The organism is Pseudomonas sp. DG56-2 (assembly GCF_004803755.1).
In the GTDB taxonomy this organism is placed as follows: Bacteria; Pseudomonadota; Gammaproteobacteria; order Pseudomonadales; family Pseudomonadaceae; genus Aquipseudomonas; species Aquipseudomonas auratipiscis.
Genome location: NZ_CP032311.1, coordinates 3,995,358 through 4,007,024 on the forward strand (window position 1 = coordinate 3,995,358; position 11,667 = coordinate 4,007,024).

At 56.3% G+C, this 11,667-nt stretch carries 8 protein-coding genes and 3 tRNA genes; 1 reads left to right on the forward strand and 10 read right to left on the reverse strand.

Annotated features, from left to right (window positions below; all coding sequences use genetic code 11):
* Position 1 precedes the first annotated feature (1 nt).
* On the forward strand, positions 2–1,624 hold the full coding sequence (locus D3Z90_RS18290; protein ID WP_136477353.1) for an ABC transporter ATP-binding protein: 1,623 nt from the start codon (positions 2–4) through the stop codon (positions 1,622–1,624).
* A gap of 63 nt (positions 1,625–1,687) precedes the next feature.
* Here the strand turns inward: D3Z90_RS18290 and D3Z90_RS18295 are convergent, their stop codons facing one another.
* The 10 genes from D3Z90_RS18295 to D3Z90_RS18340 all read right to left on the reverse strand — a co-directional run bounded on the left by D3Z90_RS18295 (position 1,688) and on the right by D3Z90_RS18340 (position 11,441).
* Positions 1,688–3,559 (reverse strand): SurA N-terminal domain-containing protein, encoded by a 1,872-nt coding sequence (locus tag D3Z90_RS18295; protein WP_136477354.1) that lies wholly within the window; start codon positions 3,557–3,559, stop codon positions 1,688–1,690.
* 196 nt (positions 3,560–3,755) lie between these two features.
* The gene (locus tag D3Z90_RS18300) at positions 3,756–4,028 is read right to left on the reverse strand and encodes an HU family DNA-binding protein (RefSeq protein WP_038613039.1); all 273 of its coding nucleotides are present in this window, start codon (positions 4,026–4,028) and stop codon (positions 3,756–3,758) included.
* 146 nt (positions 4,029–4,174) lie between these two features.
* Entirely contained in the window at positions 4,175–6,571 is a 2,397-nt protein-coding gene (gene lon, locus D3Z90_RS18305) for an endopeptidase La (protein ID WP_136477355.1), read from the reverse strand.
* Positions 6,572–6,721: 150 nt separating this feature from the next.
* Positions 6,722–8,005, reverse strand: a complete 1,284-nt coding sequence (clpX, locus tag D3Z90_RS18310) for an ATP-dependent Clp protease ATP-binding subunit ClpX (protein WP_136477356.1) — start codon at positions 8,003–8,005, stop codon at positions 6,722–6,724.
* Between the two features lie 106 nt (positions 8,006–8,111).
* Complete coding sequence (clpP, locus tag D3Z90_RS18315; protein WP_136477357.1) at positions 8,112–8,753, reverse strand: ATP-dependent Clp endopeptidase proteolytic subunit ClpP; 642 nt, start codon at positions 8,751–8,753, stop codon at positions 8,112–8,114.
* A 91-nt stretch (positions 8,754–8,844) separates the two neighbouring features.
* Positions 8,845–10,155, reverse strand: a complete 1,311-nt coding sequence (gene tig, locus D3Z90_RS18320; RefSeq protein WP_136477358.1) for a trigger factor — start codon at positions 10,153–10,155, stop codon at positions 8,845–8,847.
* A 274-nt stretch (positions 10,156–10,429) separates the two neighbouring features.
* Positions 10,430–10,732, reverse strand: a complete 303-nt coding sequence (locus D3Z90_RS18325; RefSeq protein ID WP_136477359.1) for a DUF6388 family protein — start codon at positions 10,730–10,732, stop codon at positions 10,430–10,432.
* Positions 10,733–11,109: 377 nt separating this feature from the next.
* Positions 11,110–11,194 (reverse strand) — tRNA-Leu (locus tag D3Z90_RS18330).
* A gap of 53 nt (positions 11,195–11,247) precedes the next feature.
* A tRNA-His gene (locus D3Z90_RS18335) sits at positions 11,248–11,323 on the reverse strand.
* 41 nt (positions 11,324–11,364) lie between these two features.
* A tRNA-Arg gene (locus D3Z90_RS18340) sits at positions 11,365–11,441 on the reverse strand.
* Positions 11,442–11,667 lie beyond the last annotated feature (226 nt).

Consider the following 11,667-nt stretch of genomic DNA (forward strand, 5'->3'; position numbering starts at 1 on the left):
AATGAGCAACGAAACCTTGATCGAAGTGCGTGACCTGGCCGTGGAGTTTGTAAGTGGCGAGCAAACTCAGCGGGTAGTCGAAGGCATCAGTTTCGACATCCGCCGCGGCGAAACCCTGGCATTGGTCGGCGAAAGCGGTTCGGGCAAATCGGTAACCGCGCACTCGATCCTGCGGCTGCTGCCCTACCCGCTGGCGCGCCATCCCAGCGGCAGCATCCGCTACGAAGGGCGCGACCTGATGACCCTGGATGAAAAGCAGATGCGCCATATCCGTGGCAATCGCATCGCGATGATCTTCCAGGAGCCGATGACCTCGCTCAACCCGCTGCACACAATCGAAAAGCAAATTAACGAGATACTCCTGCTGCACAAGGGCCTCAAGGGCAAGGAGGCCACTGAGCGCACGCTGGAGCTGCTTGAGTTGGTCGGCATCCCTGATCCACGCAAACGCCTCAAGGCCCTCCCACACGAGCTCTCAGGAGGTCAGCGCCAGCGTGTAATGATCGCCATGGCCTTGGCCAATGAACCTGAACTGCTGATTGCCGACGAACCCACCACGGCCCTCGACGTCACGGTACAGCTGAAGATTCTCGAGTTGCTCAAGTCACTGCAGGCGCGCCTGGGAATGGCCATGCTGCTGATCAGCCACGACCTCAACCTGGTCAAGCGTATTGCTCATCGCGTGTGTGTGATGCAGCGCGGCAGCATCGTCGAGCAGGCCGACTGCGCAACGTTATTCCACAGCCCGCAACACCCGTACACGCAGATGCTCCTGGGTGCCGAACCCAGCGGCGGTCCCGCCGACAATCCGCCAGGCAAACCGATGCTTGAAGTGGACGATCTACGCGTGTGGTTCCCGATCAAAAAGGGGCTGCTGCGACGCACCGTCGATCACGTCAAGGCGGTGGACGGCATTAACTTCAGCCTGCCCCAAGGACAGACCCTGGGCATCGTGGGCGAAAGTGGCTCGGGTAAATCCACCTTGGGCCTGGCGATTCTGCGCCTGCTCGGCAGTCAAGGCGCCATTCGCTTCCAGGGCACTGCTTTGGACGGCCTGAGTCAACAGCAGGTGCGGCCATTGCGTCGACAGATGCAAGTGGTCTTCCAGGACCCGTTTGGCAGCCTCAGTCCGCGTATGTGCGTGAGCGATATCGTCGGTGAAGGGTTGCGCATCCACCGCATCGGCACAGCGGCAGAACAGGAACAGGCAATCATCGCTGCACTTGAGGAAGTCGGCCTGGACCCTCAGGCCCGCCACCGCTACCCCCATGAGTTTTCTGGCGGCCAGCGCCAGCGCATTGCCATCGCTCGAGCCCTAGTGTTGAAGCCAGCATTGATCCTACTCGATGAACCCACCTCAGCGCTGGACCGTACAGTGCAACGCCAGGTGGTGGAGTTACTGCGCTCATTGCAAAGCAAATACAACCTCACCTACCTGTTCATCAGCCATGACCTGGCAGTGGTCAAGGCGCTGAGCCATCAACTGATGGTGGTCAAACAAGGCAAGGTGGTGGAACAAGGCGAAGCTGCGGAGATTTTCGCTGCACCGCAACATGCCTATACCCGGCAATTGCTTGAAGCGGCATTCCTGGCACCGGCTACCGCGCAGGAACAGCTGAGCTGAGATCGGCGTCGAAAAACAGAAAAGGCCGCGTGAGCGGCCTTTTCTGTTTCAAGCGTGGATCACTCAGTAGCGAGTAATGTCCGCCTTGGCTTCCAACTGTTTACGGTAAGCCGCAAAGTCCTGCTGACCAGCACGTGAAGCGAGGAAGCGGCGATAGGCCGACTTCTCTTCATCGGTGGCCGCCGCACCTTCGTTGACGCCGTTGAGGCGCAATACAACCAGGCTGCCATCGTTGAGTACGACGCTGCCATAGACCGGCTTGTCCTTGGCCTCAGGCTTGCTCATACGGAACACTGCCTGCAACTCGGCCGGATCGATACCTTCCTGGCTACGCGAAACCGCTTCCTGAACCTTCCAGCTCTGACCGTCCTGCGCTGCATCCATGGCGATGCTACCGTCACGCAGACCGGCAATCAGTGCATCTGCCTTGGTCTTCAAGGCTGCAGTCGCCTGCTCTTTGGCCAGGTGCTTGCGGATACTGTCGGAGACCACTTCCAGACTCAACTGCTCGGGCTTGAGGTGCTCTTTGACCCGCAGCACCACGATGGTTTCCGGATCCAGTTCGATGGCGGTGCTATTGGCACCTTCTTCCAGCACTTCAGCGCTGAAGGCTGCCTGGATCACGGCACGATTGGCAGTGATACCGTCGCCACCCTCACGGCCGAACGCCGGTGCGGTGTGCACCTTCAGGCCGAGCTCCTGAGCTGGCTGGGCCAGATCGGACGCTTCGAAGGCCGAGTCTTCGAGTTGCTTGGTGACTTCAACGAAACGCTGCTCGACCTGCTGGGTTTTCAGCTCACGCGTCAGTTTGTCCTTCAAACTGGCAAAGCTCGGCACCTCTGGCGCTTCCACGCCCAGCAGCTTGATCAGGTGGAAGCCGTAGTCGGTACGCACCGGGGCCGAAACCTGGTCTTTGTTCAGCGCATACAGCGCTTCCTCGAACGCTGGGTCGTAGACCCCCTGACCTGCGTAACCCAAATCGCCGCCGTTATTGGCCGAACCTGGGTCCTGGGAGAATTCCTTGGCCAATGTGGCAAAGTCTTCACCTTTGGACAGGCGCTGCTGGATCTCTTCGATCTTCGCTTTTGCCTGGGCTTCGTTCACCTTGTCATTCACTTCGATAAGGATGTGCGCAGCATGGCGCTGCTCCGCCAGGTTGGCGATTTCCTTTTCATACAGTGCTTTGAGTTCGTCTTCGTTGACAGTGACCTGATCGAAGAACGCCGATTTCTTCAGCTCGATATAGTCAATTACGACTTGATCCGGGCTCATGAACTCTTTGGCGTGTTCATCGTAATGCGCCTTGATCTGCTCGTCGGTGACCTTGACCGCAGCCGGGTCGGCCTTGAAAGTCAGCGAAGCGAAATCACGTGTCTGCTTTTCCAGACGGGCGAAAGCATTGACCTGGTCATCGGTGACGAAACCACTGCCAGCCAGGCCAGCACGCAGTTGGCCGATGAGCATTTCCTGAGCCAGCATTTCGCGGAATTGCAGACGGCCGTAGCCCATCTGACGAATCACCTGATCGAAACGCTCGGGGCTGAACTTGCCGTCAACCTGGAACTCAGGCGTCTGCAAGATCAGTTGATCAAGGGCAGCTTCGGAGAAAGCAAACTTGGCGTCGTGTGCGCCCTGAAGCAGCAGTTTACGGTCGATCAGACCTTTGAGCGCCGCTTCACGCAGCATTTTGTCATCGAGCAGCGATGGATCGAAGTCCTTGCCCAACTGTTGCATCAACTGCCGACGTTGCATGTCGACGGCCTGGCTCAGTTCGTTCTGGCTAATGGTTTCACCATTGACCTTGGCAGCGTCCTGGCTGTGGGTGGTGGCCTGGAAGATGGCATCGAAGCCGGTCAGTGCCATCAAGGCTACGATGACACCGATGATGGTCTTGGCAATCCAACCTTGTGAATTGTCCCTGATATTCTGCAGCATGCGTCCCCCAGAAACGGTTGTACTGAATGAAACAACCGTGGAGCGTGGGTAGATTCCTGATAGAAGAAAGGCGCATCCGGAGATGCGCCTTCTCGTAACCGGCCAGACAACAGGTACTTTTCAACGATTCCTGATATCCGGCAGCCAAGCCAGGCTTGAGCCCGGCTCGGTTAGGCGTGAGCCTGAAGGAAGGGTCTTAGTTGACGGCTTCTTTCAGTGCCTTGCCAGCCTTGAAGCCTGGCTTCTTGGCAGCAGGGATTTCCAGAGTCTTGCCGGTTTGCGGGTTGCGGCCGGTGCGAGCTGGACGATCGGTTACGGAGAAGGTACCGAAACCTACCAGTACCACGGAGTCACCTGCCTTCAGGGCGCCGGTGACGGATTCGATTACTGCGTCCAGCGCACGGCCAGCAACAGCTTTCGGGATGTCAGCAGAAGCGGCGATAGCGTCAATCAGTTCCGACTTGTTCACTCTAAGTCCCCTTATCTCTATTGAGTTTGTTTCTAAGTATGTAATGAAAAGCAAAACAAGCGCTGGGTGGCCTAATGACGCATAAGCGCCGCTTTATAACAAGGGCCTGAAAATACCGTCAAGAAAGCCCCCCAGCCAAATACGTACTAATGCGTGCTAATTCGTTCCTTGGAATCGCTGTCGCGCTTTTCATCCTTGGCGACAATCTCTGGAGCCACATCTGGTAAGGGCTCCGGGGCGTATTGCAGCGCAATTTGGAGGACTTCGTCAATCCATTTGACCGGTTTAATCTGAAGATCCTGCTTAATATTCTCAGGAATTTCCTTCAAATCGCGCACATTCTCTTCAGGAATGATCACCGTCTTGATTCCACCACGGTGAGCGGCCAGGAGTTTCTCCTTCAGACCGCCAATAGCAAGCACCTGTCCACGCAGTGTAATTTCACCGGTCATGGCCACATCGGCACGTACCGGAATCTGCGTCAACGCCGACACCAGGGCGGTACACATGCCAACACCGGCACTTGGACCATCCTTGGGCGTTGCACCTTCAGGCATGTGGATGTGGGTGTCACGCTTCTCGTGGAAGTCCGCTGGAATACCCAGGCTTTTCGCCCGGCTGCGAACTACAGTCTGCGCAGCCGTGATCGATTCGACCATGACATCGCCCAGCGAGCCGGTCTTGATCAACTGGCCCTTGCCCGGAATCACCGCCGCTTCAATGGTCAACAGTTCACCGCCGACCTGAGTCCAGGCCAGACCAGTAACCTGCCCCACTTGATCCTGCTGCTCTGCCAGACCATAACGGAACTTGCGCACCCCAAGGAAATGCTCCAACTGCTCGCCAGTGACCTTTACGGCCACTTGCTTGACCCCCGCATGCTCCTTGACCACCTTGCGGCAGATCTTGGCGATTTGACGCTCGAGGCCCCGCACACCCGCTTCACGGGTGTAGTAGCGAATGATGTCTCGAATTGCACTGACGTCGACGTCCAGCTCACCTTTCTTCAGGCCATTGGCCTTGATCTGCTTGGGCGTGAGGTACTTGACTGCGATGTTGATCTTCTCGTCTTCGGTGTAGCCCGGCAGACGGATGACTTCCATCCGGTCCAGCAATGCTGGCGGGATGTTCATCGAGTTGGAGGTGCAGAGGAACATCACATCGGAAAGATCGTAGTCGACTTCCAGATAGTGATCGTTGAAGTTGTGGTTCTGCTCGGGATCAAGCACCTCAAGCAGTGCCGAGGCCGGGTCGCCACGCATGTCGCTGCCCATTTTGTCGATTTCGTCGAGCAGGAACAGCGGGTTGCGCACCCCTACCTTGGTCATCTTCTGGATCAGGCGGCCAGGCATCGAGCCAATGTAGGTACGCCGGTGACCACGAATCTCGGCTTCGTCACGGACACCGCCAAGGGCCATGCGCACAAACTTGCGGTTGGTGGCACTGGCAATCGACTCGGCCAGGGAAGTTTTACCTACACCGGGAGGCCCGACCAGGCACAACACCGGACCACGGATCTTCTTGACCCGCTTCTGCACGGCGAGGTACTCAAGGATGCGTTCCTTGACCTCTTCCAGGCCGTAGTGGTCGGCATCGAGGATTTCTTCAGCCTTGGCCAGGTCCAGGCGTACCTTGCTCTGGGCCTTCCACGGCACTTGCACCAACCAATCCAGATAAGAGCGCACCACGGTGGCTTCAGCAGACATCGGTGACATCTGCTTGAGCTTATTCAGCTCGGCCTGAGCCTTGGCGTAGGCGTCCTTAGGCAGGCCAGCCGCATCGAGACGCTTTTTCAGTTCTTCGACTTCGTTGTGGCCTTCTTCGCTGTCGCCGAGCTCTTTCTGAATGGCTTTCATCTGCTCATTCAGATAGTACTCGCGCTGACTGCGCTCCATTTGCTTCTTGACCCGCCCACGGATGCGTTTCTCGACCTGCAGCAGATCGATTTCAGCATCCAACAACGCCATGACATGCTCGACACGGGTGGTCAGATCGAGAATCTCGAGAATTTCCTGCTTCTGCTCGATCTTCAACGCCATGTGGGCGGCCATGGTGTCGACCAGGCGTCCGGGCTCATCGATGCTATTGAGCGACGAAAGCACTTCAGCCGGAACTTTCTTACCCAATTGAACGTACTGTTCAAATTGTGACAACAAGCTACGAACGAAGACTTCCGACTCGCGCTCAGCGGTCTGCGACTCGTCGATCAAGGAAACTTCGGCACGAATATGGCCGTCGACTTCGATGAAACGCTCAACTGCACCGCGCTGCTCACCCTCAACCAGCACCTTTACGGTGCCATCAGGCAGTTTCAGCAGTTGCAGAACAGTGGCAATGGTACCGACGCGATACAAGGCATCTTCGCCTGGATCGTCGTCTGCGGGATTCTTTTGGGCCAGCAGAAGAATCTGCTTTTCGCCCGTCATTGCGGCCTCAAGGGCTTCGATGGACTTCTCGCGCCCCACGAACAGTGGGATGACCATATGCGGATAGACAACAACGTCGCGCAATGGCAAAAGAGGCAAGTCGAGGGTGGTCTTCATGATTTCGCCTCTACAGCGGCCTGGTGGCCGGAAACCGGTGGAATTTGAGCGTGGGTTTAATGTGGGGGCAGCCCCGCAAAAAAACAAGCTCTACGACAGGAAAAGCAAAGGGGCCCGAAGGCCCCTTGCAAATTCGAGCCGATGGGCGACTCAGACGTCTGGTGCAGCTTTGGCTTGCGGCTCGCTGTTCTCGTAGATCAGCAGCGGCTGCGAAGAACCATCGATGACGCTCTCATCGATCACCACCTTGCTGACATCCTTCTGCGAAGGAATTTCATACATGGTATCGAGCAGGATGCCTTCGAGAATCGAGCGCAGGCCACGGGCACCGGTTTTGCGCTCCAGGGCCTTGCGGGCTACGGACTTGAGCGCATCGCTACGGAACTCCAGATCCACACCTTCCATCTCGAACAGCTTGGCATACTGCTTGGTGAGCGCGTTTTTCGGCTCGGTCAGAATCTGCATCAAGGCAGCTTCGTCGAGCTCGTCAAGCGTCGCCAGTACCGGCAGGCGGCCAACGAATTCGGGAATCAGACCGAACTTGACCAGATCGTCAGGCTCGACCTCACGCAGCGACTCGCCGACCTTCTTGCCTTCCTGCTTGCTGCGTACTTCGGCACCAAAACCGATACCACCGCGGGTGGAGCGACCCTGAATGACCTTTTCAAGGCCCGAGAACGCACCGCCACAGATAAACAGGATGTTACGCGTATCGACCTGCAGGAATTCTTGCTGCGGATGCTTGCGGCCACCTTGCGGCGGTACCGAGGCAACCGTGCCTTCGATCAGCTTGAGCAGCGCTTGCTGCACACCTTCGCCCGAAACATCACGGGTGATCGATGGGTTGTCCGACTTGCGCGAAATCTTGTCGATTTCGTCGATGTAGACAATGCCCATCTGGGCCTTTTCCACGTCGTAGTCGCACTTCTGCAGCAGTTTCTGAATGATGTTCTCAACGTCTTCCCCCACATAACCGGCTTCGGTCAGGGTGGTGGCATCGGCGATGGTGAACGGTACATTCAACAGACGCGCGAGGGTTTCGGCGAGCAGGGTTTTACCCGAGCCCGTCGGACCGATCAGCAGGATGTTACTCTTGCCGAGCTCGACATCGTCGTTCTTCTTGTCGCGTTGGTTCAGGCGCTTGTAGTGGTTGTACACCGCTACCGCCAGTACCTTTTTCGCACGCTCCTGACCAATGACATACTGATCCAGGATGGTGCTGATTTCTTTCGGCGAAGGCAGTTTATGCGCACTGCTTTCGGCCTGGGCTTCCTGCACCTCCTCGCGGATGATGTCGTTGCACAGGTCGACGCACTCGTCGCAAATAAATACCGAGGGGCCGGCAATCAACTTGCGCACTTCATGCTGGCTTTTGCCGCAGAAGGAGCAATAGAGCAATTTGCCGTTGTCCTCGCCGTTACGGGTGTCAGTCATTCGATCGATCCAATCCGGTAGGCTTGCAACACAAGATGAAGGCTATTGCGGGCTTTTTCAAGCCCACAGGTGGCGGGAAAACCCAACCACCTGCTTTATTGCCTTATCAGACAGCCATTTGCCGCTTGTCGTGTACCGAGTCGATCAGGCCGTACTCGGCAGCACGTTGCGCGCTCATGAAGTTGTCGCGTTCGGTATCACGCTTGATGGTTTCAAGGTCCTGGCCAGTGTGGAAGGCCAGCAACTCGTTCAACCGCGACTTGATGGAGAGGATTTCCTTGGCGTGGATTTCGATGTCCGTCGCCTGCCCCTGGAAACCACCCAGTGGCTGGTGAATCATCACACGCGAATTCGGCAGGCAGTGACGCTTGCCCTGGGCACCGGCAGCAAGCAGGAAGGCGCCCATGGAGCAAGCCTGGCCGATGCACACGGTGGAAACATCCGGCTTGATGAACTGCATGGTGTCGTAGATCGACATGCCCGCAGTTACCGAACCGCCCGGTGAGTTGATGTAAAGATGGATATCCTTGTCCGGGTTTTCCGCTTCAAGGAACAGCAATTGCGCCGCGATCAGGTTGGCCATGTAGTCCTCTACCGGGCCGACCAGGAAGATCACTCGTTCCTTCAGAAGGCGCGAGTAGATGTCATAGGCACGCTCACCACGAGCGGATTGCTCGATAACCATCGGGACCAGGCCGCCTGCGGCCTGGATGTCAGAGCTCTGCTGATAATAAGAATTGCGGGACATGTCCTGCACTCACTCCCAAATAGTCATGTCTTGAATACGCACAAGCCAGCTCGAAAGCTGGCTTGTGGTGTTTTCCTACGCGAGAAGGAAATCAGTCAGCGGCAGGAGCCTGCACTGGCTTGATTGCTTCTTCGTACGAGACCGATTTATCGGTCACAGTCGCTTTCTGCAGAACAGTATCCACAACTTGTTCTTCCAGCACAACCGAACGAACTTCGTTCAGTTGCTGGTCGTTCTTGTAGTACCAAGCCACGACCTGCTCAGGCTCTTGGTAAGCCGAAGCCATTTCCTGGATCATTTCCCGAACGCGGGCTTCGTCTGGCTTCAGGTCGTTCTGCTTGACCACTTCAGCGACGATCAGACCCAGCACTACGCGACGCTTGGCTTGCTCTTCGAACAGCTCGGCCGGCAGTTGCTCAGGCTTGATATTGCCACCGAACTGCTGAACAGCTTGTACGCGCAGGCGATTGACTTCGTTTTCCAGCAGCGCCTTAGGTACTTCGATCGGGTTGGCAGCTACCAAGCCGTCCATTACCTGATTCTTGACCTTGGTTTTGATGGCCTGGCGCAGTTCACGCTCCATGTTCTTGCGAACTTCGGCGCGGAAACCATCAATGCCGGTTTCCTTGATACCGAACTGGGCGAAGAACTCTTCGGTCAGTTCTGGCAGTTTAGGCTCGGAAACACTGTTGACAGTTACGGTGAACTCGGCGGTTTTGCCAGCCAGGTCCAGGTTCTGGTAATCCTCAGGGAAAGTCAGGTTCAGAACGCGTTCTTCACCAGCCTTGGCGCCAACCAGACCTTCTTCGAAGCCTGGGATCATACGGCCGGAACCCAGAACCAGCTGGGTGCCCTGGGCCGAACCACCGGCGAAGGCTTCACCGTCGACCTTGCCGACGAAATCGATGTTCAGCTGATCTTCGTTCTGAGCAGCACGATCTGCGACTTCGAAACGAACGTTCTGCTTGCGCAGGACTTCCAGCATGTTGTCCAGGTCGGCGTCAGTGACTTCGGCGCTCAGGCGCTCGACAGCAATCGAATCGAAACCGGCAACGGTGAACTCAGGGAATACTTCGAAAATAGCGACGTACTCCAGGTCACCACCTTTCTCGAACGACTTTGGCTCAACGGCAGGGGCGCCAGCCGGGTTCAGCTTCTGCTCGACCACAGCTTCGTAGAAAGAAGCCTGGACCAGGTCGCCGAAGGCTTCCTGACGGGCAGCATCTTCATAACGCTGACGGATCACGCTCATCGGCACTTTGCCAGGACGGAAGCCTGCAACCTTGGCGCGACGGGCAGTCTGTTGCAGACGCTTGTTGACTTCGTTCTCGACGCGCTCTGCCGGAACGGCGATGGTCATGCGGCGCTCGAGAGCAGAAGTATTTTCAACAGAAACTTGCATGGATATTCCTCGTTGCACAGACGTTAGCCGGCGATACCCGACTCCAGAATCAAGGGCAAACATTCTAGTGGCTCAAAGACCAGAAGTCACCCCGTTCAAGACGACGGGAAAGTACACCGGTCCTTTTCATTTACAGACCCCGGCAAAATCCTTGCCCGAGGACCCTCAAGACCCGCTGCTCAAGGCCTGGACGCCTCTCCTGATCGAGATAACGCACCCGACTCCAAGCAGCCAGAAATACTTATCAAAAAACTACATGATCGAGCCCGTCCGCTCAGGGCGCCGAATCATCGATCTCGTTGATACTGCAATACTCGCCCCACTCCATACCCAGCGCTTCAGCTACCTGCCGATGCACGTCCAGGCGCATGCTCTTAAGCTCTGCCTCGGACCCGGCAATCAGCTGCAGGGTTAATTCCCAAGGCTCCAGCCCCTGCTCCTGCGCAGCATCTTCGAAGGCCCACTCAATCTGCTGATGTTGCTCGCGTGCACTTAACCCGGCAATTTCTTCGAGTAGCTGCGGATTGGCTTCGGCGAAACGCTGCAACGCGTTGTCCTGGCGCTCTTTTGAAATCATGACGCTGTCCTCGCTACCTTGCCGTCAATCACGGCCTCAACCGGCTGAAATCTATCAGCTTTTGACCCCTTGTCACCAGTGCACAGGAATGCACGACCGCGCCAGGTAGTAGAAATTGTCCGGCACACCCTCAGGCAAACCGTCAGGGGATATCAACGGCAATAATCCGCAAGCGCTGAGGCGAATTGAGTCAACAGGACAGTCCGGACAGGATCGGCATGCTCGAACATGCGCAATAGCCCTGAAACCTGAGCACCAGAAACGACAAAGGGCAGCCATTAAGGCTGCCCTTTTCGTTCGCTGATTTCCAAAGTATTCCCAAAACGATCCAATTCTCTGGACTTTCTGGGAAACGCCTCTAGAAACAGACGCTTAGATGGTGCGGACGAAGAGACTCGAACTCTTACAGCTTGCGCCGCTGGAACCTAAATCCAGTGTGTCTACCAATTTCACCACGTCCGCATGAAGCTTTTAAAGCAAAGGCGCCAGATTTTCATCGGGCGCCTTCTGGAATATGGGGTGGACGATGGGGATCGAACCCACGACAACAGGAGTCACAATCCTGTGCTCTACCAACTGAGCTACGCCCACCATATTGCATTTACCGCTTTACTTGTGCCTAAGCTGCCTATTGGCGCACCCGGCAGGACTCGAACCTGCGACCATCCGCTTAGAAGGCGGATGCTCTATCCAGCTGAGCTACGGGCGCATATTTAATCTGCTTTCTGTTACGATTACAAATTAACTTTTAGCCGTACCGAACAAGCTACCAAATCCGCTCATTCTGCCTGACCTTGCTAACCAGTGCTAGGCTCTGCCCGACAAGTGCGACGAATGTTATAGACGAGTGGTTAGGTCGTCAACTCTTTTTTAAAAAAAATTCATTTTATTTAAGGGCTTAGGGGAATACCCGGACCAAGCGCCTTTGCCCTCAG

Bases quoted from the DNA above. Each gene is read 5' to 3' on its own strand.
- D3Z90_RS18295 (WP_136477354.1), bottom strand. From the start codon at position 3,559: ATGCTGCAGAATATCAGGGACAATTCACAAGGTTGGATTGCCAAGACC.
- lon (WP_136477355.1), bottom strand. From the start codon at position 6,571: ATGAAGACCACCCTCGACTTGCCTCTTTTGCCATTGCGCGACGTTGTT.
- clpP (WP_136477357.1), bottom strand. From the start codon at position 8,753: ATGTCCCGCAATTCTTATTATCAGCAGAGCTCTGACATCCAGGCCGCA.
- D3Z90_RS18290 (WP_136477353.1), top strand. From the start codon at position 2: ATGAGCAACGAAACCTTGATCGAAGTGCGTGACCTGGCCGTGGAGTTT.
- tig (WP_136477358.1), bottom strand. From the start codon at position 10,155: ATGCAAGTTTCTGTTGAAAATACTTCTGCTCTCGAGCGCCGCATGACC.
- D3Z90_RS18325 (WP_136477359.1), bottom strand. From the start codon at position 10,732: ATGATTTCAAAAGAGCGCCAGGACAACGCGTTGCAGCGTTTCGCCGAA.
- clpX (WP_136477356.1), bottom strand. From the start codon at position 8,005: ATGACTGACACCCGTAACGGCGAGGACAACGGCAAATTGCTCTATTGC.